Origin of the sequence: Pseudoduganella sp. GCM10020061 (assembly GCF_042683405.1) — a bacterium.
In the GTDB taxonomy this organism is placed as follows: domain Bacteria; phylum Pseudomonadota; class Gammaproteobacteria; order Burkholderiales; family Burkholderiaceae_D; genus Telluria.
In genome coordinates this window covers 752,613-777,953 of the sequence record NZ_JBHUJS010000001.1, presented here as the reverse complement: position 1 = coordinate 777,953, position 25,341 = coordinate 752,613, and the positions used below count along the sequence as shown (strand labels likewise).

The window sequence follows — 25,341 nt, the reverse complement described above, 5'->3', positions numbered from 1 at the left end:
CATGTTTTACGAAAAAATCGGGGGCGAATCCTTTCTTGTGCTGTCGGTACTCGCTTGCGTTGCGGTGTTGCTGATGTTCGAAGGGTGCTACCTGCTCTGGAAGGGCTATCGCGGCCCGGAAGCGAAGAAGATCGACCGGCGCCTGCAAGCCATCTCGGCGGCGTCGGACATGTCGGCGCAAACCGCCCTGCTGCGCCAGAAAATGCTCAGCGAGCTACCGCTGCACGAGCGCCTGATGCGGGCCCTGCCGCAGATGCACCGGATCGACCGGTTGTTGCTGCAGGCCGATCTGCGCTGGAGCTCGGGACGCCTGATGCTGACCTGCCTTGGCGCGGGGGCCTTGGGTATGTTCGTGGCCCGTGGCATCCTGGCGCAGCCGGCGACCGTGACGCTGGGCGCGGGCGCGCTAATGGCGGCCCTGCCGGTGGCGTACGTGTTGCGGCGCCGTGCTAAGCGCCTACAACGTCTAGAGCGCCAGTTGCCGGACGCGCTGGACCTGCTCACCCGTGCGCTGCGCGCCGGACACGCGTTTTCGGCGGGGCTGCAGATGATCGGGGACGAAATGCCCCAGCCGATCGCGTCCGAGTTCAACTTCACCCATGACGAGATCAATTTCGGCGTATCGATGGAGCAGGCGCTGATCAACCTGTCGGAGCGCGTGCCCCTGACCGACCTGCGCTACTTCGTCGTTTCGGTGGTCATCCAGCGCGACTCCGGCGGCAACCTGACTGAAGTCCTGAGTAACCTGAGCCGGTTGATCCGTGAGCGCCTGAAACTGATGGGCCGCGTACGCGTACTGTCGGCCGAAGGACGGATGTCGGCTTGGATACTGGCCGTAATGCCGTTCGCGCTGGCCGGCCTGCTCCAGGCCTTCAACCCCGAATTCATGAAGCCGATGTGGAGCGATCCGATCGGAATCACCATCCTTCAGTACCTGAGCGCCATGATGGTGCTGGGTATTCTGCTCCTGCGTAAGATCACGCGTATACATGTCTGAGGTGCCGCCATGACCGTGCTACCAATTCTCGTCTTCGTCGCCGTCGCATCGCTGGTCGGTGCGCTGGCCTTCATATTGATACCGACCAGAGTTGGCGAGCGCTTGCGCAACATGTCGCCGGCGGCGCGTGCTACCGGTCCGGCATGGACCACGACGGTCGTCAGCCTAGTCGGACCGTTCGCTAACCTGTCCGCGCCGGAGGGAAAATGGGATCAGTCGCCACTGCGGCTGCGCTTCCTGAATGCCGGGCTGCGCCGCGACGACGCCCGCCTGATCTATTTCGGCCTCAAGACGCTGCTGCCCATCAGCTTCGCCTTCTGCACCTGGCTGGTGCTGCGCGGTTCGCCAATGAGCCCGATGGCACTGCTGATGAACATACTATTGGCGGCCCTGGTCGGCTGCTACCTGCCGAACTTCGCGCTGTCGATCAAACTCCGCGCGCGCAAGCGCGAATTGTTCGAAAACTTCCCGGATGCAGCCGACCTGATGCTTGTATGTGTCGAAGCAGGCCAGGGCCTGGACGCGGCGCTCGTGCGCGTCACCGAAGAGCTGAAGATGAAGAGCCGGGCCTTGGCCGAGGAACTCCACCTGACCAATCTCGAGATGCGGGCCGGCGCCAGCCGCGAGCAGTCGCTGCGCCACTTGGCGCTGCGGACGGGACTCGATGAAATCGCCACCTTCGCCACGATGCTGACTCAGTCGGACCGCTTCGGCACGAGCATCGGCGAGTCGCTGCGGGTGTTCTCGGACGACTTGCGCCACAAGCGCCAGATCTTGGCGGAAGAACTGGCGGCGAAAATACCGACCAAAATGCTGCTGCCGCTGGTGTTGTTTGTCTTCCCGTCGATCATCATGATCATCCTGGGACCGGCGATCATCCGTATCGTGCGCACGGTGATCCCGATGATCGGCCAGAGTTGAGCGCCGGCCGCGCCGGCGAAAAAAGAGGGGCGCCGGAGCGCCCCTGTTTCGTTGGGTGGCACGCGCCTAATGCACTTCCGCTTTGGCCGGCGTCGCCAGCTTGTGCTTGAGCGCATACACGTACAGCTCCAGCCGCGTCTTCACCCCCAGCTTGTGATAGATGGCAGTCAGGTGGTTGCGCAGCGTGTGTTCCGAGATGAACAGGTGCGTCGCCAGCGTCTTGTTCAGGCAGTCGCTGTGCTCGACCACGGCCTTGACGATCTTGCGTTCGCGCTCGGTCAGCGTGTCGATCTTGCCCTGCTCGGGATCCTGCGGTTGTGAAGAGCGCGGCTCCAGCATGCCGCCGAACATGCGGCTCATCGACTCGCGGTCAAGCCAGATCTCGCCGGCGTGCGTCTTTTCGATCGCCTTGAGCAGGGTCTCGGCCGGCGCGTCCTTGCCCACGATGCCGCGCGCGCCGCGCCGCACGGCGGCGTCCAGCACGGCGGTGCGGCGTTCGCCGGTCAGCACCAGCGCGCGCGATTTCTGGTTCCCCAGCATGCCAGGGAGGTATTCCACGCTGCTGTCACCGTTCAAATCCAGGTCGACCAGGATCACGTCCGGCACCAGGCTGGCGGCCATCGCCACCGCGTCGTGGCCCGTGCGCGCCACGCCCACGACCTGCATGCGCGGCCGCTCGCCCTCGATCAGCCGCTCCAGCCCCCACGACATGGTCAGGTGATCCTCGACCAGCATCACGCGGATCGGGCTCCCGTAGTTGTTATAGCCATCGCTCATATCGGTATCTCCACACAAATGGCGGTACTGTCGACCGCTCCCTGTTTGACGTACGCCCTGCCGCCCAGTGCGGCCGCGCGTTCGCAGATTGACCGGGGCGTAAAGGGCTCGGCTTTGCGCCCCCCGTTATCGTTATCGATCTCGATGTGCAGCACCGAATCGTCGCAGCGCATCTTGACGTTGCCGCGCCGCGCAGTGGTGTGACGGCAGATGTTGCTCAGGCCTTCGCGCACGATCTGCACTACTTCCGCAGAGATGCGATCGCCGAAGGCCATGCGGCCCTGCACGTCCACCGAGACGCTGACGCCGTAGCAGCGCTCGATCTGTTCGGCCTGGCGCAACAGGGCCGAGATGCACACCGGCTCGCTGCCCGCAGGTGCCCCGCGCACGCTGCCGGCAAAGGCGCGCAGTTCGGCGATGACGCCGTCCGCCATTTTCGCCAGCCGCTCCAGGTCGGCGGCCAGCGGATTGTCCGAGCCGGCCTTTTTGCGCAATGCCGCCAGGCCGAGAGTGAGTCCGATGTAAGGCTGCACCGCAGTGTCGTGCAGGTTGAGCGCGAACTTCTTGCGCTCGTCGGACGCCGCATTCGAGGCGATCCGGTCCACCAGCGCCATGTTCTCGACGATCGGGACGGCCTGGGCCACCACGTGCGACAGGAATACCGCGTCGGCGCGCGACAGGTTGGCGTCGCTGCGCACCACGTACACCCGGCCGAAGCCGTTGCGCAGCTTAACCGGCGCGCCGATCACCGAACAGGCATCGAGCAGTTCGGCGGTGCGCTCGAAGCTGTCGTCGGGCTGGCGCAGCCAGCGGCAGCGGCGCAGCTCCGCTTCCTGCCACGATGGCTCCAGCCGGAAGCGCCAGCCGTGCCGGTACAGCAGCAGCGTGTCGTCCGGCTCGGGCAGCAGCAGCTCGGCCAGATGGTCGTCGATGCTTTCTGGCGGCACCGACAACGGGCTGTCGGCAGCCACGGTCCGCACGAACGTGTGGCCATCGATGCGCACTACCGACACGCAACGCACGGCGCCGAAGAACTGGCGCGTCTTTTCCAGCATGGCAGTGATCGCGCGGTCCACGCCAAAGTGCGGATTGGCGACCTGGGTTAGCGAATGCAGCAGGTCCAGGCGGCGCCTGAGCTGGCGGCGGTTTTCGCCCAGCCGCGCCATCAGGTAGCCCAGCGCCATCAGCGCGCTGCTGCGGAACAGCAATGGCGGCAGCTCCGGTGTGCTGTCCGCGACGTGCGCGGCGGCCACGAACATGGCTGTTGCCGTCAGCGTCACCACGGCGCCGGCATCGAAGCCGCCGCGCAGCGAGGACACCAGGATGGGGAATACATACAGCATGACGAAATAACTGTCGCTGCCCCCCGATGACGCCGTAATCAGGAAATACCAGACGCAGTCGAGCCAGAACATTCCATTATGCAAGGCGATGGGGATGTGCATCTCCGCCGCGTAATAAAGAAGCGCGCTCGATAATGCGTAGCAGGCGAATATTGACGGCGCGTAATCATTCTCACTGAACAATTCACCCGGCGCCAGATACACGGCCAGCAAACCCGACATCGCCAACAGCAGCCTGACCCTGCTTGCGATGAGGATATCGCGCAGGTCCGTCGATTCGAACGCTGTCGAGAGGTTTCCGTTGAGTGAATAAGTCGGCATAGTATTATCAGATCGCAATATTTACGCGCCCTTTTCGTATTACCGAACTACCTACATCGCGTCAGACAGGACCTACAGTTGATAACCCAATGTATTGCGGATGAGACTGCTTGTTTGTCGCATTATATGTGACGATTTCCTGTAAATATCGCAAAGATGGCAATCGTGCACGAAAAAAGGTGAAAAAAATGCGACACGCGTAATTATTTGATTTTATTGGGAAATATTAAGAGCCAAAGCATTCGCGCGCAGCAATTTTTGGTTTGATTTTATGATGGGGGCATGCGACGCCGAATCCTACTGCTCACCCTGACCTTGTCAGTATTTTCCTATGCGTTTGCCCAGGAGAAACCCGCTCCCGGCGCCGCCACGGTGCACGTGACGACGACCAGGGACCCGGTCGACAAGTCCTACCGCCGGATGCTCAAGGGCATGGATCTGTTCGAACGCGAGCGGCGGCTCGCGCCGGCCGCCACGCTGCGTTTCCGCGTGCTGCCGCGGGTGCCGGGCACCAAAATGGATGGCGTCACGCTGCGGGTGGCGGGCGATACGGTATCGCTGCCGGTCGCGATCGCGCCCGATCACAGCTTTACGTTGGAGCGCAACGCGCTGGCCGCGCGCGAGGACGCCGCCGTGCTGGCCAACCGCAAGACCAGCAGCATGACCTGGCGGGCGTGGGTGCAGACCCCGGGCCTGCCTCCCGGCACGCGCCGCCTGGGCGACTTGCGGCTGGAGTGCCGGGTTGGCATGGAGGCCGGGCTGGTATCGGAAACCGCGCCGATGTTCGCGTGGCTGGACCGCATGCTCACCAGTATCGACTCCGTGTGCGGCACGCATGACGGGCGCTACCTGTTCTTTGCCGAGCGGCCGGTCTTCAATGTCATCCTCACGCATGGGGAGCGGCGCGAAGTGCTGCCGTTCCGCCAGCTGTATGCGGGCGGGCGCGAGACGCCCGAGACCCTGCCCTACTGCGACTGCCAGTCGATGCTGGACCGCGCCTACTTCGCGCCGATCTGGGACCCGTCGTGGCCGGACGACACCCTGCTCCACTTCGAATACATGGACGACGCGCCGAAGGAGCAGCCATGAGGGCGCTGATCGCCGCATTGCTGCTGGCCGGCTGCGCCAGCGCGCCGCAGCAGGAAATCCGCACCGTGCCGCTCGATGCGCTGACCGGGCAGATCGTCGCCGGGCACACCACCCGCGAGCAGGCGCGCGCGCTGGGCGAACCGGTGCAGCGCATCCGGTTCGACAGCGGCTACGAAGCCTGGCTATATAACTATCCCGGCCCGGCGGGCGCCATAGGCGAGTACGTCATCCTGTTCGCCCCGTCCGGCGTAGTGCACAAGACCCGCACCGCCATCGTCCCGCTGCCGCCGCCCTAGCGAAACCGAAATGGGGACAGACCCCGAAATGGGGACAGACCCCATTTCGAAAATGGGGTCTGTCCCCATTTTTCTTTTCCCCGGGTGCCCGAAATGGGGTCTGTCCCCATTTTGAAAATGGGGTCTGTCCCCATTTGGCGATCCGGTGTAGAGTGGGCGCATGTTTCCACAGAGAACTTTTTTTATGTTCACATTCTCCCGCGCCCTGTGCGCACTCGGCGTGGCCTGCGCCGTGGGCACGGCACACGCCGACAACCTCAGCCCGGCCGAGGAGCGCATCGTCGCCTCGGTCCGCGCCAACGCCCCGCAGGCGATGGACCTGCTGGAGCGCACCGTCAACATCAATAGCGGCACCATGAACCACGCCGGCGTGCGCGAAGTGGGCAAGATCTTTGCGCAGGAGCTGGACAAGCTCGGCTTCAAGACGCGCTGGATCGAGATGCCTGCGTCGATGCAGCGCGCCGGCCACCTGGAAGCCACCCGCACCGGCAAGCAGGGCAAGCGCCTCTTGCTGCTGGGGCACCTGGACACCGTGTTCGAACCTGACGATCCGGTGCAGAAGTTCGAGCGGCGCGGCGACCGCATCCGCGGCCAGGGCATCAGCGACATGAAGGGCGGCGACGTGGTCGTGATCGAAGCCCTGCGCGCGCTGCACAAGGAAGGCGCGCTGGACAACACCACCATCACCGTCATGTTCACCGGCGACGAGGAGGACGCGGGCGACCCGAAGTCGATCTCGCGCCGCGACATGGTGGACGCGGCCAAGCGCAGCGACATCGCGCTCGCCTTCGAGGGCACGGTGGTCGTCGACGGCAACGCCACCGGCACGGTGGGCCGCCGCTCCTCGTCGTCGTGGACGCTGGAAGTCAAGGGCCGGCAAGGCCACTCGTCGGGCATTTTCGGCCAGGGCACCGGCTACGGCGCCATCTACGAGGCGGCGCGCATCCTGGACGCGTTCCGCCGCGAGCTGCCGGAAGCGAACCTGACCTACAACCCGGGCGTGATCCTGGGCGGCACCACCACCTCCTTCTCCGAGTCGAACATGACCGGTACCGCCTACGGCAAGGAGAACATCATCGCCAACACCACGCTGGTCAAGGGCGACCTGCGCTTCCTGACCATGGAGCAGGCCGTGCGCGTGCGCGCGCAGATGCGCGAGATCGTCGCGCAGAGCCTGCCGGGCACCAGCGCCAGCATCACGTTCCAGGATTCGTATCCGCCGATGGCGCCGACGCCGGGCAACATGAAACTGCTCGACATCTATTCCAAAGCCAGCGCGGACGCCGGCCTGGGGACGGTCGCGGCCTACCCGCCGGGCAAGCGCGGCGCGGGCGACATCCAGTTCGTCTCCTCGTACGTGGACAGCCTGGACGGGCTGGGCGTGAGCGGGCGCGGCGCCCATTCGCCGAACGAGGACCTGGAACCGGCCTCTCTGGAAAAGGCCGCGGTCCGCACCGCCCTGCTGATCTACCGCCTGACGCGATGAAAGGAAGGGGCAAGGCCCCCTCCATGCGTGCGCCGGCCTGCGCAAAAGCGGCGTAGCGTCACCGGGCAGGCCGCCTTGTCTGCGGCCGACGGAGGACGCCATGCCACACGCGAGCAAACGTTTCCTCGGCGCGATTCTTGCCGCCCTCGCGCTGCTGTCCACCCTTGCCAGCTGCGGAGGGAGCACCGAAATCCGCTTCGGCAATCCACCGGTTGCCAGCACCGGCATCCTCATCGTGCGCATCACCCAGGCGCCCACGGGCACGATCCTGGTCATCCGTATCGCCGGCCCGAACGGCTTTTCCCGCACGCTCAACCAGGGCGAGAGCCTCACGGGCCTCACACCCGGCAGCTACCGCATCAGCGCCGACCCGGTGGTCTCCGGCGGCTCCACCTTCTTTCCCATCCTCACGCCCGACACGGTCAACGTCGTGGCCGGCGCCACAGCCCAGGTCGAAGTACGCTACCGCGCCGATTTCGCCAACCTGATCACCACCCACGTGTTCCTCAGCGGACTCGAGTTCCCTACTTTCCTCATCAGTCCGCCCGGCGACGCGCGCCAGTTCATCACCGAACGGCCGGGACGGATCCGCGTCGTGCGCAATGGCGCGCTGCTGGCGCTGCCATTCCTCGACATCAGCGCGCGCGTCTCCACGGCCGGCGAAGGCGGGCTGCTGTCGATGGCCTTCGCGCCCGACTACGCGAGCAGCGGCGTGTTCTACATCTACTACACGGACACGGGCAACAATATCGTGGTCGAGCGCCATACCGTGTCCACCAATCCCGACCGCGCCGACGTCACCGGCTACCTCGAGATCATCCGCATCCCCCACCCTGGCTTCACCAACCATTACGGTGGCCTGGTGGCCTTCGGCACCGATGGCTACCTCTACCTCGGCACCGGCGACGGCGGCGGTGCCGGCGACCCACCGGGCAACGCCCAGAACCGCAACGTCCTGCTGGGCAAGCTGTTGCGGCTGGATGTCAGCCAGTCCCGCATCGGCGAGCCCTACCGCATCCCCACCGGCAATCCGTTTGCCGGCCAGGCCGGCGCACGCGGCGAAATCTGGGCGCTTGGCCTGCGCAACCCGTGGCGCTTCGCCTTCGACGGGAACAGCCTGGTGATCGCGGACGTCGGCGAGAGCCGGGCCGAGGAAATCAATATCGTCAGCGCCACGCGGCCAGGCGTCAACTATGGCTGGGACATCCTCGAAGGCAGCGAATGCTTCGGCGCCGCCTCGTGCGACAAGACCGGGCTGGAGACGCCGTGGATCGAGTACACGCACGCCAACGGGGCCTGTTCGATCACCGGCGGCCTGGTCTACCGCGGCGCCGCGCTGCCGGAACTGGCCGGGCACTACTTCTACTCCGATTTCTGCAGTGGCTTCCTCAAGAGCTTCATGCTGGACGGGATCAGCCCGACGCCCCAGGTCAACTGGAACACCCCCGCGCTCGGCGGCATCGTCTCGTTCGGCCGCGACGGCGCCGGCGAGTTGTACCTGCTCCGCTCGAACGGTACCATCCACAAGATCGTCCGCGCCGCAGCGCCCTGACCCGGACGCAGCTGCCGTTCAGTTCAGCCCCGGCCGTTTGTTTTTGGCGGAATCGCCATACTTATGGCGGATTCCGCCATCCCGGGGACCGTCCCCCGATCCTTCGTCCGCCTGGGACGAAGGGTCTCCTGACGTGATTCGTTGACGACATAAAAATAATTGGAACTTTCCGGTCCCGGACCGGGAATACCATCAAAGAGCATAACGATGACCACCGAGACCGCCACCACCGATATCGAACTGCTGCGCCAGCTGCGCGACGGCTCCAGCGCCGCCTTTCAGGCGCTGTACCGGCGCCACCAGGGGCCGCTGTACCGCTTCGCGCTGCTGCGTTGCGGCTCGCCCGACACCGCCGCCGACGTGGTGCAGGAAGTCTTCCTGGGCCTGCTGTCGGGCAGTTTCGGCTACGACCCGCTGCGCGGCCAGCTGCAGAACTTCCTGTTCGGCGTGGCGCGCAACGTGGTGATGAAACTGGAAGAGACGCGCCGCCGTACCGACAGCCTGAGCTGCGCCGAAGACGAAGACGGCGAACTCGACCTGGGAGGCGACGACAGCGCCGAGCCCCTCAAGCGCATGCTCGGCAACGAACAGGCCGAGCAGGTCCGGCTGGCGCTGTCGAAACTGCCGCCGCATTACCGCGACGCAGTGATTTTGTATGAGCTGCACGACATGTCCTACCTGGAGATCGCCGACATCTGCCAGGTCGACATCGGCACGGTGCGCTCGCGGCTATCGCGCGGCCGCGCCGCACTGGCGAAAAAGTTCGCCGGCGCCGCACTGGACGCAGCCTGAAAGGCAGGAACGACATGAACACGACTGACCAACACGACGACATCCTCCAGCCCCGCTTCGCGCAATTGCGCGGCGCACTGCAGGCGCACAACGCGCCGCCGGGCGTGGAAAAAGAACTGATGGACGTCTTCCGCAAGCAGCACGCGCGGCGCCGCTGGTACCAGCGCCTGTCGCCGGGCAGTTGGGGCCTGGCCGGGGTGGGCAGCGCCTGCGCCGCCGTCCTGGTATTGATGGTCACCTTGCAGGGCGCACGCCCGGGCGCCGACGAGGCGCTGCCGCTGGTGTACCGCGACGGCGGCACCGCCTTCATCGCGCTCGACTCGCTCGAACGCATCGAAGCCGAACCGTCGCCGCGCCTGGTCGAGGCCGAGCTGCCCGGCAGCGCGCTGGCCGAAGCGGGCGTGCCGGTCTCGCCCGAAACCGCGGGCCGCACCGTGCGCGCCGAAATGCTGGTGACCGGCGACGGCGAACCGCTGGCCGTGCGCCTGACATCCGAATCACAGTAAAACCAACCGAAGAGGAACACCATGATGACCCGACAGATCCTTCTGACTGTACTGCTGGCGGCAGCGCTGGCCCCGGCGATGGCCGAAGAGACCGTGGACGCAGGCCAGGAAGTGCGCCGCGAAGTGCGCGTGGAACGCGTCGAGCGCGCCCCGCACGCCGTCCATGCCGAGGCGGCCGAGCGCTTCCGCGTGCACGCCCACGAATATGCCTTCGCCACGCACGGCGGCCACATCGCCGGCGCCTTCCGCGGCCCGCGCGGCCCGGTAAAGAACGCGCCGTACAGTGCGGAGGCGGTGTCCGAGCGCGTGCAGGTCCTCCCGGACGGCAACCAGATCGTGAAGAAGCATTCGACCATGAGCTACCGCGACAGCCAGGGCCGCACCCGCCAGGAGATCCGCGGCGAGGACGGCGACATGCGCACCATCCTGATCCAGGACGGCCCGGTCACCTTCGTCCTGAATCCGGAAAAGAAGACCGGCACCCGCATCAGCCCGGAGATCAACGAACGGGCGCGCGCACTGGCGTCGGAGGCGCGCGAACGCGCACGCGTCCACGTCGAGCGCATCCGCAAGGAGCGCAGTAAAGATGGCGAGGGCGAAGCGACCGTGGTGCGCCGCTTCGAGCACGGCATGCCGGAAGGCGCCAAGCGCGCCGAGGAAGTGAGCGTGCGCGTGGTCAAGGAAATGGAAGGCAAGGCGGAACAGCTGCGCCGCCTGGCTCCTGCGATCGCGCGCGCCTCGGCGGACAGCAAGTTTGCCCGCAACGCCACCGTCAAGGACCTGGGCACCCGCAACTTCGAAGGCGTCAAGGCCGAGGGCAAGATGAGCAGCTACGAAATCCCGGCCGGCGAAGTAGGCAATGTGCGCCCGATCGTCGTCACCGACGAGACCTGGTATTCGCCCGATCTGCAGGTGACGGTGTACTCCAAGCACAGCGACCCGCGCTACGGCGACCGCATCTACCGCCTGGAGAACATCCGCCGCGCCGAACCCTCTGCCGAGCTGTTCGCCGCGCCGTCGGACTTCGACATCAAGGACCCGGCCGAGCGCCTGAAGAAGAAGCTGGAAGAAAAAGCGGCGAAGAAGAAGGAACAGCAGTAAGAAAAAAGGACAGTCCCTCGCGGACTGTCCTTCATCGGATTCAGCACCTCGACCCGGCATGCGCCGGGTCTTTTTTTGCCGTCGTCACCGGCGCGAGACGCCGAAGCGCTCGCGGAACCACTCTTCCACCATCTGCTTCTCGTAGCGCAGCGGATCGCCCGAGAAGTAGCGGTTGATGTGGTTCAGGTACGCCATGTCGCGGATGCGCTCCTCGCCCTGCTTGATGACCTGGCCGTTTTCCGTCAGCGTGTAGCGCACGTTCATGCTCGGCCAGTCCGCGCGCCCCTTCAGGATGCGGAAGTCGTGCAGGTAGGCGTAGCCGATCTTGCGGTCGCCGGCAAGGTCGTAGTCGAGCACCTCGATCTTCAGGTCCTGGCCGGCAGGCAGGCGCGCGGCCAGCTTGATGAAGTGGTCTGCCGTTTCCTTCAGCAGCCAGTCGCGGTCCACTTCCGAGTAGGGGAAGTCGGAATAGTTCTCCGGATGCGTGAACGTCACCGTCGCGCCGCCCGCCATTGCAGTGGCGGAGGTAAGCGCGGCCAGCCCAGCAAGGGTAAGGGAACGAATCAGCGTGTTCATGGCAGTATTCCTTTCAAGGATAGGACACCAATATACTCCGGCGAGCGACAAACAATATAACAGCGGATGCCTACTTTGTATCCAAATGTTAGCCTCCGCACAGCCCGGTTCCAGGCGCCGCGCCAGAATGCAGGCATGCCTGAAGGACCATCCCTCGTCATCCTGCGCGAAGAGGCCGCCCGCTTCGAAGGACGCACCGTCGCCCGTGCCGGCGGCAACGTCCGCGCCATCGACGCCGGCGCGCTCGAAGGGCAGCGCATCGTCTCCCTGCGCAGCTGGGGCAAGCACTTCCTGATCGAACTGGACGAGGTCACGCTGCGCATCCACTTCCTCCTGTTCGGCAGTTACCGCATCGACGAGCGCAAGGAGACGCCGCCGCGCCTCTCGCTGGGCTTCGACGACGGCAGCGAACTGAACTTCTACGCCTGCGCCATCCGCTATGCCAACCTGGCCGACTACGACTGGAGCGTTGACGTCATGTCGGACGAATGGAACCCGGCCGCCGCGCGCAAGAAGCTGCGGGCCGAGCCCGGCATGCTGGCCTGCGACGCCCTGCTCGACCAGCAGCTGTTCTCGGGCGTGGGCAACATCATCAAGAACGAAGTCCTGTTCCGCATCCGCGTGCATCCGCTGTCGGCGGTCGGCGCCCTGCCCGCGCCCAAGCTGCGCGCGCTGGTCGAACAGGCCCGGGTTTACAGCTTCGACTTCCTGGAATGGAAAAAGCAGTTCGTGCTCAAGAAGCACTGGCTGGCGCACCGCCAGACAAGTTGTCCGCGTTGCCACATCCCTTTCAAAAAAGCCAATCTTGGCCGCACCCGGCGCGCCAGCTACTACTGCGAACGTTGCCAGAAGCTGTACGCATAAATACAGGGTTGGCTCTCCCCAGCAACACAAGCTTCCATAAATCTCCCCAATTATTGTTAAGTGGAAAGAGGCGTACTACAATCGATCACGCTTGCGCTAGTTGCGCCAACTCAATTTGCAGGTTCATTCCCACCCTATGTCATTCCTGTCCAAAGGCGCACCAAAAGTCATTCCCTGGAAAGTCCTGCTCGTCGACGACGAACCGGACATCCACGACATCACCAAACTCACGCTGAGCCGCTTCCGCCTCGACGGCCGCCCGCTCACCTTCCTGCACGCGTACAACACCGCGCAGGCCAAGGAAATCCTGGGCAGCGAGAGCGACATCGCGCTGGTGTTCCTGGACGTGGTGATGGACACGGAAGACAGTGGCCTGGAAGTGGCGCGCTGGATGCGCCAGGACCTGGACAACCAGTTCACCCGCATCGTGCTGCGCACCGGCCAGCCGGGACAGGCGCCGGAAGAGCGCGTGATCGTCGACTACGACATCAACGACTACAAGGAAAAGACCGAGCTCGACCGCACCAAGCTGTTCACCACCACCTTTGCCGCGCTGCGCGCCTACCGCGACATCATGAAAGTGGAAGAAGCGCGGCGCACCCAGATGTCGTACCGCGAAGGCCTGGAGCGCGTGATCGAAGCGTCGGCGCACATCTTCCAGCAGCGTAACCTGAAGGACTTCGCCAGCGGCCTGCTGCAGCAGGTGGTCGCGTTGCTGCGCCTGGAGCAAAGCGCGCTGCTGCGCCTGCGCGGCGCCTCCGTCATCCGCGGCCAGGACGAATACGAAGTGCTGGCGCAGATCGGCGACATGAACGACGTGCTGGGCGAGCAGGACCTCATCGCCCAGCTGAACGAAGCGCACCAGAACCGCATCTCGCGCCTGCATGGCGACACCTTCGTCGGCTACTTCCCGAACAGCAGCAGCGGCAAGGCTTCCCTGCTGGTACTGAAGGGCGTGGAATCCGTGTCCGAGCTGGACGAAAAGCTGCTGGAAGTGTTCTGCTCCGGCGTCGCCATCGCCTTCGACAACATCCTGCTCAACCAGGAAATCACCGACACCCAGGCCGAACTGATCCTGCGCCTGGGCGACGTGGTCGAATCGCGCTCGAACGAAGCGGGCAACCACGTGCGCCGCATGGCGCAGGTCTGCCAGCTGCTGGGCCGCAAGGCCGGCATGCCGGAAGAAGAGACGGCCATCCTCATGCACGCCTCGCCGATGCACGACATCGGCAAGATCGCCACGCCGGACGCCGTCCTGCTCAAGCCGGGCAAGCTCACTCCGGACGAATGGGAGATCATGAAGCAGCACCCCGAGGTCGGCATGTCGATCCTGGACGGCTCCTCGCGCCCGATCCTGAAAGCGGCGGCCGTGATCGCCCACCAGCACCACGAAAAATTCGACGGCAGCGGCTACCCGCAGGGCCTCAAGGGCGAGCAGATCCACCCGTATGCGCGCATCGTCGCCGTGGCCGACGTGTTCGACGCCCTCATGCACAAGCGCGTGTACAAGGACGCGTGGCCGGTGGAACAAGTCACCGACTATATGCGCGAAATCGCCGGCAAGCACCTCGATCCGAACATCGTCGGCCTCCTGATCGAGAACATGGACGCCGCCCTGGACATCACCCGCCGCTTCCCCGACTGACATCGCTCCTAGGGGACTGTCGCTACGGGACTGTCCCCTGTCTTTTGGCGGAATCCGCCATGAATTAGTCAAATCCGCCAACAGACGGGGGACAGTCCATCAGGACAGTCCCCGGGACGGCTCACGCCGTGGCGGCGCTGCGGCGGTTGCGCGGGAAGCGCAGCTGGTAGTGTAGGCCCGCGCCGGGCGCGCTGTCGACACGCACGGTGCCGCCCAGGGCGCCAGTGGCCAGGTTGTAGAGGATGTGAGCGCCAAGGCCGCTGCCGCCGGTGCCGCGCTTGGTGGTGAAGAAGGGGTCGAACAGCTGCGCGAGCGTGGCCTCGTCCATGCCGGCGCCATCGTCGCGGTAGTCGAAGGCGACGCTGTCGTCCGCCTCCGCCCGCGCGATGATCGTGATGGTGCCCGGCTGGTCGCGCTCGTAGGCGTGCAGCAGGGAGTTGACGATCATGTTGGTGACGATCTGCGAGACGGCGCCAGGGAAGCTTTCAAGCTCGATGTCGGCCGGGCAGTCGAGCTCCACTTTCACGGAACGCCCCTTGAACTTGGGCTGCAGCGACAGCAGCACTTCGTCCAGGTAGCGCTTCAGGTTGAAGCGGCGCAGGTCGTCCGAGGACTGGTCGACCGCCACCTGCTTGAAGCTGCGCACCAGCGCGGCGGCGCGCTGGGTGTTGGTGGTCATGATCCGCAGCGACTGGTCGAGGATGTCGAAGAACTGCACCAGGCTGTCCTCGGTCATCTCGCCGTTGGCCAGTTCTTCGCGCGTGAGCTTGAGTTCCTGCACGAGGTGGCTGGTGGCCGTGACGCAGATGCCCAGCGGGGTGTTGATCTCGTGCGCGACGCCTGCCACCAGACGTCCCAGCGAGGCGAGCTTTTCCTGCCGTACCAGTTCGCTCTGGGCTTCCTTCAGCGCCGCGTTCTGCTGCTCCAGCAGCGCGGTGCGCTCGGCAACGGCGCGCTCCAGGCGGTCCATGCTCTGCAGGCCCTGCAGGGCGGTGGCGACGTGGCGGGCGATGACCGCGAACAGCTGCTGGTCCTCGTCGCTGAACGTATGCCGGGTGTCGTAACTCTGGATGACGATCGCGCCCAGCGCGCGCCCATGCTGGTCGAGCAGCGGGCAGCCCATCCAGTGTTCGGCGATGCTCCCGATGCCCCACTCGGCGCCGTCGGCGCCGCCTGCGCTCTGCTCGTCGCGCGTCATCACCAGGCGCTTGCGGTTGTGGATCACCCAGTTGGTCGGCGATTCGTCCGGCGACGCCAGCCGCACCGGCACGGCCGGATCGGGCGTCTCGTCCAGCTCGTCCACGAAATACGGGAAGCGCACGGTGCCGTCCTCGCTGTCGGCCAGCGCGACGTAGAAGTTGGCCGCATACATGATGCGGCCCAGCTCGCGGTGCACGGCCCGGACGAACTCGGTGATGTCGCCTCCCGTGGTCGTCATCTGCCCGATCGCGAGCAGCATGGACTGGACGGCTTCGAGGCGGGTGAGGCGGCTTTCCATTCAGTATTCCCTCAAATGCAATGAGGAAATACTAGCAGGAGGCAGCGGCAGCGTGTTCGAAAGTTATCGCCAGGACAATCAAATAGCGGCGCTTTGCCACATTCTCATGGCAGGCAGGCCGGGCGGACGCACCGGCGGCCTGGGCAGGTCGATGCGCGGGTCGATCGCAGGTGCGGGCTGTTCGTGGCGGAACGGGTTGATGATGATGGGAGGGACAGTCGGCGGCGCGGATGGCGGGTTCTTGCCCCCCGTACTCCGGGGACGTCGTGCAGTGTACGGCATGGTCGGTGCTCCAGCTTCAACGGCAAGCATCCAGTATAGGCCGCCCTCCCTGCAATTCAAGGCAAACCGGTCCGTTGGGCGGCGGCCGCAATGCGTGCTACGCACCGACTCATCGCCGCAAACGCACACTGGACCTGCAAAAAATGCAGTCTGTCGCATTCCGATGGCACGGCAGCGCGCACAAATTTACAGTGAGCCCATACCAACTACACTTGTCACGGAGTCTCATCATGAAAAAGTTTGCTGCCGTTGCCATCCTGGTCCTGCTCGCGATGGCTGTCTGGAGCCTGGCGTTCGACGCGGGCGATGTGCACGTCGTATTCGGCGATGAGCAACTCGAAGGCCCGCTGGCCGCATTCGTCGGCGTCGTTGCCGGCGGCATCGGCATGCTGGTGGCGGGCGTGGTGCTGGTGTTTGTCGGCGTGGTTCTTGCGCTGGTGTTCGCGGGTGTCGGCGTGATGGCGATCTTCGGCCTGGCCGTCGGCGCGGTGGCGCTGGCAGTTGCGGTCTCGCCGCTGATGCTGCCGCTGCTGATCCCGGCCGCGATCGTGTGGTACGTGATGAAGCGCCGCAAGGAGCGCGCGGCGCGCGAGATCGCCGCGCCTGCAGTCGCCGCCTGAGCTGGCGGATGAATGAAAAAAACCGGCGCATGCGCCGGTTTTTTTTTCGGGGACTATCCGCCGGCTACAGCCCTTCGATCAGCCGCATCGCGAAGACCAGCGGCAGCCCCGCCGCAATCACGCGCCTGGCCGCCGCCCCGTGGTCATACGGCACCCGGAAATACGACACCTCGCGCGTCTCGTCATCGTAGATCGCGTAGCAGGCGGCGCAGTTGCCGTCGCGCGGCTGCCCCACCGATCCTGGCAGCACGAGGTACTGGTGCTGCGGACGCAGGGCGATCGGCGCGTCGTCCTCCGGCACGTGCTTGCCCATGCGCCCGTCGTCCGCGCGCCGGTACAGCGCGGGCGCGTGCACGTGGCCGGAAAAGACGACGCGGGCATGGGTCGCGCGCAAGCTGCGCTCGGCCTGCTCCACGCCCTTCACGTATTCCCACTTCGCCGGCTCGTGCGCGCTGGCGTGCACGAACATCAGCTTGTCCATCTCGGCCACCAGCGGCAGCCCGGCCAGGTAGGCGGCGTGGCTGCTACCGAGCTGGCTGCGCGTCCATTCGAGCGCTTCGCGCGCCTCGGGGTGCATCTGGGGCCGCACCGGCTGCGTGGCAAAGTAGTCATGGTTCCCCTGCACCACCACCGCGCCGCGGCTGGCGTAGTCCATCACCGTATCCACCACCCAGCCCGGGTCCGCGCCATAGCCCACCAGGTCGCCGGTGAACGCGAACTGGTCGGCGTTCTGCGCGTGCGCGTGCGCGAGGCACGCTTCCAGCGCCTCGCGGTTCGCATGCAGGTCGGTCAGCAGGGCGATGCGCATGCAGCTCCTCAGCCCTGGCGGCGCGCCGCGAATTCGCGGTAGCCGCGCGCGCGCAGTTCGCACGCCGGGCACTTGCCGCAGCCGTAGCCCCAGTCATGCAGCTCGCCGCGCTCGCCCAGGTAACAGGTGTGGGTGCCGGAGCGGATCAGGTCCACCAGCGTATCGCCGCCCAGCGCCAGCGCCAGTTCCCAGGTCTGGGCCTTGTCGATCCACATGAGCGGGGTTTCGAGGCGGGTGCGGGTCGCCATGCCGAGGTTGAGCGCGACCTGCAGCGCCTTCATGGTGTCGTCGCGGCAGTCCGGGTAGCCGGAAAAGTCGGTCTCGCACATGCCGCCCACCAGCACATCCAGGCCGCGGCGGTATGCCAGCGTGGCCGCCACCGTCATGAACAGCAGGTTGCGGCCCGGGACGAAGGTATTCGGCAGGCCGTTGTCCTGCATGGCGATGGCAACATCGCTGGTCAGGGCGGTATCGGAGATCTGCGAGATCAGCGACAGGTCCACCACGTGGTCTTCGCCCAGGCGCTCGCCCCAGGCCGGTTTCACCGCGCGCATGCTGGCCAGCAGCTGCGGCCGCACGGTCATTTCGATCGCGTGGCGCTGTCCGTAGTCGAAGCCAATGGTTTCCACCCGCTCGAAGCGCTCCAACGCCCAGGCCAGGCAGGTGGCGGAGTCCTGGCCGCCGGAAAACAGCACCAGGGCGGCATTGTGAGCTTGCATGTCTTTCTTTCAGTGTTAGCCGTTCGCCATCTTCCCAGCCGTTCCGGTAACATCCGGACGGATACTTCAGAGTGGAGCGACATGTATTTCGACCGATTCGCGGACCGGCTTGCAGTCCCGCTGCGGGGAACCAGAATTCTGGCACAAATTGCCATGACCGTGGCCGCCCTTCTGCCGGCAGCTGGCGCTTTTGCACAACCAGTCAGCTATTCCGTGGCGATCGAGGCGCCAGGCGACATCGAGGAGCTGCTGCGCGATAACCTGGACCTGGTGCGCTGGCAGGGCAACGCGCGCGTGGACCAGGAGCAGCTGGCGCGCCTGGTACGCGCCGCACCCGCGCAGGCGCGTACGCTGGTCGAGACCGAGGGCTATTACTCCGCCCAGATCACCGCGCAGCTGGACACCGGGGCCGCCCAGCCGGTGGCGCGCGTTCGCGTGGAACCGGGCGAGCCGGTGCGGGTGGCGGACGTGGATGTCGCGCTGCGCGGCTTCACGCCTTCCGAGGGCGCCACCCCGTTCGACGCGGACGCGCTGCGCGCCGGCTGGACCCTGCCGCCCGGCCGCATCTTCCGCCAGGCCGACTGGGAAGCGGCCAAGCGCAACCTGCTGCGCCAGGTCATGCTGACCCGCTATCCGCGCGCCCGCCTGGCCGCCTCCAGCGCGACCGTCGATCCGGACACGCGCCGCGCGACGCTTGCGGTCACAGTGGACAGCGGCCCGGAGATGCGCTTCGACGGCCTGAAGATCGAGGGCCTGTCGCGCTACCCCGCCAGCATCATCGAGAACCTGAATCCGATCAATCCGGGCGACGAATACAGCGAGGCGCAGCTGCAGGCCTTCCAGGCGCGCCTGCAGGACACCGGCTACTTCAGCGGCGTGGAGGTGGTCGCGGACATGTCCGGCGTGGTCGAGGCGGAAGTCGAGGAGCTGGAAGAAGGCCAGCGCCAGCCCGCGCCGCCCGTCACCTCGGTGCCGGTGATCGTGCGCGTCACCGAGAACAAATACAAGAACGTCAGCGTCGGCCTGGGTTTCTCGACCAATACCGGCTACCGCTCGCAGCTCAATTACGACGACCTGGATGTGTACGGCCTGCGCATGAAGAGCGCGCTGACGCTGGAGTCGCGCCGCCAGACCGCGATGGCGGACTTCTTCCTGCCGACTTCCGCGCGCGGCTACAACGACAGCTTCGGCACCTCCATCGAGCGCAATGACCTGAACGGCGAGGTGACCACGGCCGCCACGGTCGCGCTGCGCCGCAGCTGGGGCACGCCGCTGCTGGAGCGCTCGCTCACGCTCGAGCTGATGACCGAGAAGAAGCAGGTCGGCGACCAGGTCCGCTCGCGCAGCAAGAGCCTGCCGCTCATGTTCAGCTGGACCAAGCGCGAGCTGGACAACCTGGTATTGCCGTCGAAAGGCTACGTCCTGAACGCGCAGCTGGGCGGCGCCGTGCTGCCCATCCTGACCGACGAGCGCTTCGTGCGCGCGCTGGTGCGCGGCATCTACTACCGGCCGCTCTCGCCGCAATCGACCCTGGTGCTGCGCGGCGAGTTCGGCGCACTCGCCTCGCGCCAGAAGGACGGCGTGCCTTCCGCCTACCTGTTCCGCGCCGGCGGCGACCAGTCGGTGCGCGGCTACGGCTACCAGGACCTGGGCGTGCGCGAGGGCGAGGCTATCGTCGGGGGCCGCTACCTGGCCACCGGCAGCGCCGAGTACCAGTACTGGTTCAAGCCGCGCTGGGGCGCGGCGGTCTTCGTCGACGCGGGCAATGCCGCCGACAAGCTGCGCGACCTCAAGCCCGAGGTCGGCGTCGGCGTCGGCGCACGCTGGCGCAGCCCGGTCGGTCCGATCAACGTGGACGTCGCGTACGGGGAAGCCGCGCGCGAAGTCAGGCTGCACTTCTCGCTGGGATTCACCTTCTGATGGACGCCAACCCGACACCCGCCCCCGCTCCCGTACCGCGCCGCCGCTGGCTGCGCCGGACCGGCATCGCCGTCGCCGTGCTGGCGGCCCTGGCCGCCGGGGCCTACTGGTATGGCGGCCGCGAAACCACGCTGCAGACGGTGATGGAGCGCATCGTGCGCGCCAGCGGCGGCCAGCTCACCACCAGGGGCGTGACCGGCTCGCTCTACGGACGCATGCACATCGACCGGATCGAGCACCGCACGCCGCTGCGCATCATCGTGGCCCGGGACGTGACGATCGACTGGTCGCCGTTCCAGTATTTCTCAGGCGGCGTGGCGATCAATGCGCTGCACGCGGCGAACATCCATGTGCAGTCGCTGGGCACGGCCCCGCCCTCGCCCATGCCAAAGAGCCTGGCCGCGCCATTCGAACTGCATGTGGACGACGCGCGCGTGACGCGCCTGACCTACGCGCAGGCCAACGCGACTCCCGTGCAGGTGGACGATATTCGCTTCAAGCTGGCGGGCGGGCGCACCCGCTGGGAACTGCGCGACGCGTCCGCGCGCACGCCATGGGGCGCGCTGGCAGCGAACGGCACGCTGGGCGCGCAACTCCCGTTCAAGCTCGATGCCAGCGCCAGCCTCGCCCAGGCGCAACCGCCTGCGGGACGGCCCGCCGCAAAGCTGGCATTGCGCGCGAGCGGCAGCCTGGCGCTGGCGCAGATCGATGCGACCGGCACGGCGGGCCAGGCGCGCGGCAACGCGCACCTGACACTGGCGCCCTACGACGCGGTGCCGCTACGTGCGCTCTCGGTCAACGCGAGCGGTGTCGATCCCGGCCTGTTCAACCCGGCGCTGCCGCGCGCAGACATGAAGGTCGCCGTCGATGCCCGGGTAGATCCCGCCACGCGCAGCGTGCGCGGCACGCTCCGGCTGGATAACGAAGCGGAACCGGGCGCCATCGACCACCAGCGACTGCCGCTGCGCAGCGTGGCGGGCCGCCTGGGCGGCAGCCTCGCACGGCTGGAACTGGAGGGGATGCTGATCGACCTTGGCGCAGCCGGCAAGTTCACCGGCGGCGGCGCCATCGAACGTGGGCAGGCGTCGCGCGGCCCCGGCAGCGCCGTGTTCGCGCTGCGCACCAACGGCATCGACCTGAAGGCGATCCACTCGAAACTCAGGCAGACCAATATCGCGGGCACGATCGAGGTGGCCAGCGAAGGCGCGCAGCAAACGGTGCGCGCCGGCCTGCGCGACGCGCGCCTGAGCCTCGATGCCGTGGCGCGGCTGGAGGCCGGCGTGCTGCACCTGGAACGCGCGCTGCTCGCCGCCGGCCGCAGCCGCGTGCTGCTCACCGGCGAGGCCGGGATCTCGGGCAACCAGTCGTTTGCGGTGGACGCCGCGGTGTCGCACTTCAGCCCCGCCTCGTTCGGCGACTACATGGACGCAGACATCAACGCCAACGCCAGCGCGCGCGGCACCTACGCCCCGGCGCCTGCCGCCGAGGTGGCGTTCACGCTCAGGCCGAGCCGCCTGTTCGACCAGCCGCTGTCGGGCAACGGCAAGTTCCGCATCGACCGCGAACGCATCGCCAACGCCGACGCGGCGCTGGCACTGGGACGCAACAATGCGCGCATCCGGGGCAGCTTCGGCCGCCCGTCCGACCGCCTGGAATGGAACGTGGACGGACGCGACCTGGGCGCGCTGCGCGCCGGGATGATGGGCGCGGTGACGGCGAGCGGCGTCGCCAGCGGCAGCTTCGCCAGCCCGCAGACCACGTTCGAGGCGCGGGCGCAGGGACTGGGCTGGGCGAAGCAGGCGCGCGCCAGCGATGGCGTGCTTGCGGCCTCCGGGACTGCGCGCTACGACGGCGCCGGCCGCGCGGTCGAGGTCCGGGCGGCCGGCACCGCCAGCCGCTTCGATCCGTCCGCATTCGGCTTTGCGCTGGGCGGCAGCATCAATGGCGGCTTCGACGTGACGGCGCGCACCGGTGAGGCATGGCGCGCGCACGCGAACGTGAACATCAAGGATTCCACCCTGTCCGGCTCGCCGTTGTGGGGACATGCGCGCTTTGACGCGGACCGCCGGCGCATCTCCGGGGCGGACGTCGAGCTGCACGTCGGCGCCAACGTCGCCGCCGCCAGGGGCGGCTTCGGCACGGCCGGCGAGCGGCTGGACTGGCGCATCGACGCGCCGCAGCTGGCAGCGCTGGGGAAGGACTACGCCGGCGTGCTGCGCGGCGCCGGCAGCCTGTCGGGAACGATGGCCGCTCCTTCGCTGGCCGGCTCGCTGGAAGGAGCCAGCCTGCGCATGGCCGGGCAGCGCATCGCATCGCTGCGCGCCAGCGCCAACCTCGGCTCAGGCCGCGGCGCGCAGGACCCGCTGGCCATCGACGTGCAGGCCGCCGGGATCGAAAGCGCCGGGCTGTCGCTGGCCGAGGCGCGCCTGCAGAGCAGTGGCACGCGCGGCGCGCACACGCTGCGAGCCTCCGCGCGCGGCGACACCATGGACGCGCTGGCCGAGCTGCGCGGCGGCTGGGACGGCGCTGCCTGGACCGGCACCATCGCAGCCCTGCAGAACAAGGGCCGCTACGCATTCACGCTGCAGGCGCCGGCGGCGCTGCGCATCGGCACAGCGGGCGGCATCGCCAGCCTCGTCAATCCGGACTCACTGCAGCTGGGGAACGCCGTGATCGCCCTTCCGGCCGGATCGGTCAACCTGCAGATGCTGGACAAGTCCGCCGCGCGCTGGCGCAGCACCGGGTCCGCGACCGGCGTTCCACTGACCTACCTCGCGCAGTTCTCCGATGCGATCAGGGAGAACATGTCGGGCGACCTGGCGCTGGGCGCGCGCTGGTCGGTGGACATGCAGGCGCCGCCGGCGCAGGGCGTTCCGCCCGCACTGGCGGGCAGCGTCCACGTGTTCCGCGAACGCGGCGACCTGGTGGCAGGCGCGCTGGTGCCGGTCGCAATGGGATTGCGCACGCTCGATGCGCGCGCGGAGGTGGCCGGCAACTCGCTGCGCCTGCAGCTGGAGCTGGACGGCGAGCGCGCCGGCAGGACCCGCGTGGACTCCACCGTGCAGATGATCGGCGGACGCGTCTCGCGCGACAGCGCACTGCGCCTGAGCGCGCAGGCCGACATGAATTCGATCGCGTGGCTGGCGCCATTGGCGCGCCAGCCGGGCCTGGAGCTGGACGGCGCGCTGCGGATGGCGCTGTCCGGCGCCGGCACCATCGGCAGCCCTACCCTGACCGGCACCATCAGCGGCGACAACCTCGCGGCACGCTGGCCCGAACAGGGCGTGCGGCTGCAGCGCGGCGTGCTGCGCGCGCGCATGGCCGGGGACCAGCTGCTGCTGGAGCAGCTGGCGTTCGAAGGACTGGAGGGGCGCGCCACCGCCACCGGCAATGTGCGCTTTGCCGGCGGCGAGGCGACCGCCAACCTGCGCCTGGTCGCCGACCGGCTGGAAGTGCTGTCGCGCCCCGACCGCACGGTGGTCGTGAGCGGCGAAGCCGCCCTGCTGCGCACCGCCGACCAGTTCTCGATCACCGGCAAATTCCGCGCCAACCGCGCGCGCATCGAACTGGCGCCGCTGGAGCGCCCGACGCTCTCGGACGACGTGATCGTGCTCGGACGCGCCAAGCCGGCCAAGGCCAGCGCGCGCCGCGACGGAACGCCGCTGAACATCGACATCGAGGCCGACCTGGGCAACGACTTCTACCTCAAGGGCATGGGCCTGGACGCCCAGCTGGCGGGCGTGCTGAACCTGCGCATGACGGAGAACCGGCCCCCGCGCATCACCGGCACGGTTCGCGCGATCAACGGCACCTATGCCGCCTACGGCCAGCGGCTGGCGATCGAGCGCGGCATCATCACCTTCTCCGGCCCCTACGACAACCCGTCGCTGAACATCCGCGCGGTGCGCAAGCGCCCGGAGGGCGAGCAGCTTTCCGCGACCAATGTGGAGGCAGGCGTGGAGGTCCGCGGCACCGCGCTGGCGCCCTCGGCGCGGCTGGTGTCGACGCCCAACGTGCCCGACAGCGACAAGCTCTCGTGGCTGGTGCTGGGACACGGCATGGACCAACTGGAAGGACAGGAAGCGGGCGTACTCAGTGCCGCGGCCGGTGCGCTGCTGGGCGGACGCGGCGGCGGCCTGCAATCGCGCATCGCCAACTCGCTGGGCGTGGATGAACTGGGGCTGTCGCAGGCGAAGGGGCTGGAGAGCACGGTGCTCACGGTGGGCAAGCGGATCTCGCAGCGCGCCTACCTGTCGTTCGAGCAGGGGGCGACCAGCGCGACCAGCCTGGTCAAGCTGCGCTACCGGCTGAACGAACGCATCACGCTGCAGGTGCAGACCGGCGCGAACACCGCGTTCGACGTCCTCTACTCCTGGGCGTTCGACTGAGCCGGGGAACCGTCGCTGCCCTAATCGAAGATCGTGGGATTGTGGTCGGGGACGGGATGTTCGTCCTCCGGATCCGGCACCGGCGGATGGTGCGGGTGGGCCGGCTCCGGCATGGGATCGTCCATCGGGGCGGGTTCGGGCGCGCGGTGCGCGATCAGCGGTTCTGGCGTGTGCATGCATTCCTCCAAATCAGGATAAAACCTTACCACGCCGCCCGCCGCGCCCGCGCACGCTGGGCCGGCACCGCCATTCCTCCTGCATCGCGCTTACAATGTCACACTCTTTCCACGCCAACACATTCGTATGAATTTCGACTCGCTCAACATCGGCACGATTGCCCTGCTCGTCCTCGGTCCCCTTCTGGTCTGGCGGATTTACTCCCGCGTCAACAAGCTGATGCTGCGCCAGCAGTCGATCATGGCGCGGCACTGGACCGGGATGCTGGTGTTCCTGGCCATGATCCTGGTCACGCTGAGCGAAGTGATCGGGCGCGATGTCATGCTGATGGGGAGCTGGGCGGTGGGCACCGCGTTCGGCATCGGCTGGGCGCTGTTCGCGTTCCGGCGCTTCCGCCTGGAGATCACGCCGGAGGGCTACTTCTTCACGCCGTTCAAACCGCTGGGACTGCTGATTGCGATGCTGTTCGCGGCGCGCGTGCTGTACCTGCTGCTGGAGGTGTACATGAACCAGGGCAGCATGCCGCTGCAGCGGCTGAGCGATTCGCCGCTGACGGTGCTGGCGATTACGCTGATGGCGGGCTACTTCGGCACGATCTCGGCCGGCCTGGTGCGCTGGCGCATGCAGCACGACGTGTGAGCGGCTTGGGGCGGTCCCTTCCGG

Annotated in this window: 22 protein-coding genes; 15 read left to right on the top strand and 7 right to left on the bottom strand. The window is 66.9% G+C overall.

Translation table 11 applies throughout. From position 1 onward, the window contains the following. Position 1: 1 nt before the first annotated feature. Both ACFSQR_RS03475 and ACFSQR_RS03470 read left to right on the top strand, forming a co-directional pair. Positions 2 to 997, top strand: a complete 996-nt coding sequence (locus ACFSQR_RS03475; protein WP_377728146.1) for a type II secretion system F family protein — start codon at positions 2 to 4, stop codon at positions 995 to 997. A gap of 9 nt (positions 998 to 1,006) precedes the next feature. Next, entirely contained in the window at positions 1,007 to 1,918 is a 912-nt protein-coding gene (locus tag ACFSQR_RS03470) for a type II secretion system F family protein (protein WP_377728144.1), read from the top strand. 66 nt (positions 1,919 to 1,984) lie between these two features. Here the strand turns inward: ACFSQR_RS03470 and ACFSQR_RS03465 are convergent, their stop codons facing one another. Next, a complete protein-coding gene (locus ACFSQR_RS03465; protein ID WP_377728142.1) occupies positions 1,985 to 2,695 on the bottom strand; it encodes a response regulator in 711 nt (236 codons plus the stop codon). After that, a complete protein-coding gene (locus tag ACFSQR_RS03460; RefSeq protein WP_377728140.1) occupies positions 2,692 to 4,110 on the bottom strand; it encodes a sensor histidine kinase in 1,419 nt (472 codons plus the stop codon). Before ACFSQR_RS03460 ends, ACFSQR_RS03465 begins: the two co-directional genes overlap by 4 nt. Before the next feature lie 531 nt (positions 4,111 to 4,641). On the opposite strand from ACFSQR_RS03460, the gene ACFSQR_RS03455 reads away from it, so the two are divergent. From ACFSQR_RS03455 to ACFSQR_RS03425, 7 genes are all read left to right on the top strand, one after another. After that, positions 4,642 to 5,448 carry a hypothetical protein gene (locus ACFSQR_RS03455; protein WP_377728138.1) on the top strand — a complete coding sequence of 269 codons (807 nt, stop codon included), beginning with the start codon at positions 4,642 to 4,644 and terminating at the stop codon, positions 5,446 to 5,448. Then, positions 5,445 to 5,744, top strand: a complete 300-nt coding sequence (locus ACFSQR_RS03450; RefSeq protein WP_377728136.1) for a hypothetical protein — start codon at positions 5,445 to 5,447, stop codon at positions 5,742 to 5,744. The genes ACFSQR_RS03455 and ACFSQR_RS03450 overlap by 4 nt, the downstream gene beginning before the upstream one ends. 184 nt (positions 5,745 to 5,928) lie before the next feature. Then, positions 5,929 to 7,230, top strand: a complete 1,302-nt coding sequence (locus ACFSQR_RS03445; RefSeq protein ID WP_377728134.1) for a M20/M25/M40 family metallo-hydrolase — start codon at positions 5,929 to 5,931, stop codon at positions 7,228 to 7,230. Positions 7,231 to 7,330: 100 nt separating this feature from the next. Next, positions 7,331 to 8,782 carry a PQQ-dependent sugar dehydrogenase gene (locus ACFSQR_RS03440; protein ID WP_377728133.1) on the top strand — a complete coding sequence of 484 codons (1,452 nt, stop codon included), beginning with the start codon at positions 7,331 to 7,333 and terminating at the stop codon, positions 8,780 to 8,782. Between the two features lie 207 nt (positions 8,783 to 8,989). Beyond that, positions 8,990 to 9,574, top strand: a complete 585-nt coding sequence (locus ACFSQR_RS03435; RefSeq protein WP_377728131.1) for an RNA polymerase sigma factor — start codon at positions 8,990 to 8,992, stop codon at positions 9,572 to 9,574. Positions 9,575 to 9,588: 14 nt separating this feature from the next. Continuing rightward, positions 9,589 to 10,080, top strand: coding sequence for a hypothetical protein (locus tag ACFSQR_RS03430; RefSeq protein ID WP_377728130.1), 492 nt, complete (start codon positions 9,589 to 9,591; stop codon positions 10,078 to 10,080). A gap of 21 nt (positions 10,081 to 10,101) precedes the next feature. Further along, on the top strand, positions 10,102 to 11,181 hold the full coding sequence (locus tag ACFSQR_RS03425; RefSeq protein ID WP_377728128.1) for a hypothetical protein: 1,080 nt from the start codon (positions 10,102 to 10,104) through the stop codon (positions 11,179 to 11,181). 84 nt (positions 11,182 to 11,265) lie between these two features. On the opposite strand, the gene ACFSQR_RS03420 is transcribed toward ACFSQR_RS03425, so the two are convergent. Then, positions 11,266 to 11,757 carry a DUF3016 domain-containing protein gene (locus ACFSQR_RS03420; protein ID WP_377728127.1) on the bottom strand — a complete coding sequence of 164 codons (492 nt, stop codon included), beginning with the start codon at positions 11,755 to 11,757 and terminating at the stop codon, positions 11,266 to 11,268. A 135-nt stretch (positions 11,758 to 11,892) separates the two neighbouring features. Between ACFSQR_RS03420 and ACFSQR_RS03415 the strand changes: the two genes are divergently transcribed. Further along, entirely contained in the window at positions 11,893 to 12,621 is a 729-nt protein-coding gene (locus ACFSQR_RS03415; RefSeq protein ID WP_377728125.1) for a DNA-formamidopyrimidine glycosylase family protein, read from the top strand. A 136-nt stretch (positions 12,622 to 12,757) separates the two neighbouring features. Further along, positions 12,758 to 14,266 (top strand): HD domain-containing phosphohydrolase, encoded by a 1,509-nt coding sequence (locus ACFSQR_RS03410; RefSeq protein ID WP_377728123.1) that lies wholly within the window; start codon positions 12,758 to 12,760, stop codon positions 14,264 to 14,266. A gap of 121 nt (positions 14,267 to 14,387) precedes the next feature. Here ACFSQR_RS03410 and ACFSQR_RS03405 read toward each other — a convergent pair whose 3' ends face one another. Further along, positions 14,388 to 15,764, bottom strand: coding sequence for an ATP-binding protein (locus ACFSQR_RS03405; RefSeq protein ID WP_377728121.1), 1,377 nt, complete (start codon positions 15,762 to 15,764; stop codon positions 14,388 to 14,390). A 512-nt stretch (positions 15,765 to 16,276) separates the two neighbouring features. Between ACFSQR_RS03405 and ACFSQR_RS03400 the strand changes: the two genes are divergently transcribed. Beyond that, complete coding sequence (locus tag ACFSQR_RS03400; protein WP_377728119.1) at positions 16,277 to 16,666, top strand: hypothetical protein; 390 nt, start codon at positions 16,277 to 16,279, stop codon at positions 16,664 to 16,666. A gap of 64 nt (positions 16,667 to 16,730) precedes the next feature. Here the strand turns inward: ACFSQR_RS03400 and ACFSQR_RS03395 are convergent, their stop codons facing one another. Together ACFSQR_RS03395 and queC are read right to left on the bottom strand one after the other, a co-directional pair. Further along, positions 16,731 to 17,474: a metallophosphoesterase family protein gene (locus ACFSQR_RS03395; RefSeq protein WP_377728117.1), complete on the bottom strand. Its 744-nt coding sequence runs from the start codon at positions 17,472 to 17,474 to the stop codon at positions 16,731 to 16,733. Between the two features lie 8 nt (positions 17,475 to 17,482). After that, positions 17,483 to 18,193, bottom strand: coding sequence for a 7-cyano-7-deazaguanine synthase QueC (gene queC / locus ACFSQR_RS03390; RefSeq protein ID WP_377728115.1), 711 nt, complete (start codon positions 18,191 to 18,193; stop codon positions 17,483 to 17,485). Positions 18,194 to 18,346: 153 nt separating this feature from the next. Here queC and ACFSQR_RS03385 point away from each other — a divergent pair, with 153 nt between their 5' ends. After that, complete coding sequence (locus ACFSQR_RS03385) at positions 18,347 to 20,113, top strand: autotransporter assembly complex family protein (protein ID WP_377728113.1); 1,767 nt, start codon at positions 18,347 to 18,349, stop codon at positions 20,111 to 20,113. Next, entirely contained in the window at positions 20,113 to 24,501 is a 4,389-nt protein-coding gene (locus tag ACFSQR_RS03380) for a translocation/assembly module TamB domain-containing protein (protein WP_377728111.1), read from the top strand. The genes ACFSQR_RS03385 and ACFSQR_RS03380 overlap by 1 nt, the downstream gene beginning before the upstream one ends. Before the next feature lie 20 nt (positions 24,502 to 24,521). On the opposite strand, the gene ACFSQR_RS03375 is transcribed toward ACFSQR_RS03380, so the two are convergent. Continuing rightward, positions 24,522 to 24,677: a hypothetical protein gene (locus tag ACFSQR_RS03375; protein ID WP_377728109.1), complete on the bottom strand. Its 156-nt coding sequence runs from the start codon at positions 24,675 to 24,677 to the stop codon at positions 24,522 to 24,524. A 127-nt stretch (positions 24,678 to 24,804) separates the two neighbouring features. Between ACFSQR_RS03375 and ACFSQR_RS03370 the strand changes: the two genes are divergently transcribed. Continuing rightward, positions 24,805 to 25,317: a hypothetical protein gene (locus tag ACFSQR_RS03370; RefSeq protein WP_377728107.1), complete on the top strand. Its 513-nt coding sequence runs from the start codon at positions 24,805 to 24,807 to the stop codon at positions 25,315 to 25,317. Positions 25,318 to 25,341: the final 24 nt, after the last annotated feature.

Bases quoted from the DNA above. Each gene is read 5' to 3' on its own strand.
- ACFSQR_RS03475 (WP_377728146.1), top strand. From the start codon at position 2: ATGTTTTACGAAAAAATCGGGGGCGAATCCTTTCTTGTGCTGTCGGTA.
- ACFSQR_RS03470 (WP_377728144.1), top strand. From the start codon at position 1,007: ATGACCGTGCTACCAATTCTCGTCTTCGTCGCCGTCGCATCGCTGGTC.
- ACFSQR_RS03465 (WP_377728142.1), bottom strand. From the start codon at position 2,695: ATGAGCGATGGCTATAACAACTACGGGAGCCCGATCCGCGTGATGCTG.
- ACFSQR_RS03460 (WP_377728140.1), bottom strand. From the start codon at position 4,110: ATGTTCTGGCTCGACTGCGTCTGGTATTTCCTGATTACGGCGTCATCG.
- ACFSQR_RS03455 (WP_377728138.1), top strand. From the start codon at position 4,642: ATGCGACGCCGAATCCTACTGCTCACCCTGACCTTGTCAGTATTTTCC.
- ACFSQR_RS03450 (WP_377728136.1), top strand. From the start codon at position 5,445: ATGAGGGCGCTGATCGCCGCATTGCTGCTGGCCGGCTGCGCCAGCGCG.
- ACFSQR_RS03445 (WP_377728134.1), top strand. From the start codon at position 5,929: ATGTTCACATTCTCCCGCGCCCTGTGCGCACTCGGCGTGGCCTGCGCC.
- ACFSQR_RS03440 (WP_377728133.1), top strand. From the start codon at position 7,331: ATGCCACACGCGAGCAAACGTTTCCTCGGCGCGATTCTTGCCGCCCTC.
- ACFSQR_RS03435 (WP_377728131.1), top strand. From the start codon at position 8,990: ATGACCACCGAGACCGCCACCACCGATATCGAACTGCTGCGCCAGCTG.
- ACFSQR_RS03430 (WP_377728130.1), top strand. From the start codon at position 9,589: ATGAACACGACTGACCAACACGACGACATCCTCCAGCCCCGCTTCGCG.
- ACFSQR_RS03425 (WP_377728128.1), top strand. From the start codon at position 10,102: ATGATGACCCGACAGATCCTTCTGACTGTACTGCTGGCGGCAGCGCTG.
- ACFSQR_RS03420 (WP_377728127.1), bottom strand. From the start codon at position 11,757: ATGAACACGCTGATTCGTTCCCTTACCCTTGCTGGGCTGGCCGCGCTT.
- ACFSQR_RS03415 (WP_377728125.1), top strand. From the start codon at position 11,893: ATGCCTGAAGGACCATCCCTCGTCATCCTGCGCGAAGAGGCCGCCCGC.
- ACFSQR_RS03410 (WP_377728123.1), top strand. From the start codon at position 12,758: ATGTCATTCCTGTCCAAAGGCGCACCAAAAGTCATTCCCTGGAAAGTC.
- ACFSQR_RS03405 (WP_377728121.1), bottom strand. From the start codon at position 15,764: ATGGAAAGCCGCCTCACCCGCCTCGAAGCCGTCCAGTCCATGCTGCTC.
- ACFSQR_RS03400 (WP_377728119.1), top strand. From the start codon at position 16,277: ATGAAAAAGTTTGCTGCCGTTGCCATCCTGGTCCTGCTCGCGATGGCT.
- ACFSQR_RS03395 (WP_377728117.1), bottom strand. From the start codon at position 17,474: ATGCGCATCGCCCTGCTGACCGACCTGCATGCGAACCGCGAGGCGCTG.
- queC (WP_377728115.1), bottom strand. From the start codon at position 18,193: ATGCAAGCTCACAATGCCGCCCTGGTGCTGTTTTCCGGCGGCCAGGAC.
- ACFSQR_RS03385 (WP_377728113.1), top strand. From the start codon at position 18,347: ATGACCGTGGCCGCCCTTCTGCCGGCAGCTGGCGCTTTTGCACAACCA.
- ACFSQR_RS03380 (WP_377728111.1), top strand. From the start codon at position 20,113: ATGGACGCCAACCCGACACCCGCCCCCGCTCCCGTACCGCGCCGCCGC.
- ACFSQR_RS03375 (WP_377728109.1), bottom strand. From the start codon at position 24,677: ATGCACACGCCAGAACCGCTGATCGCGCACCGCGCGCCCGAACCCGCC.
- ACFSQR_RS03370 (WP_377728107.1), top strand. From the start codon at position 24,805: ATGAATTTCGACTCGCTCAACATCGGCACGATTGCCCTGCTCGTCCTC.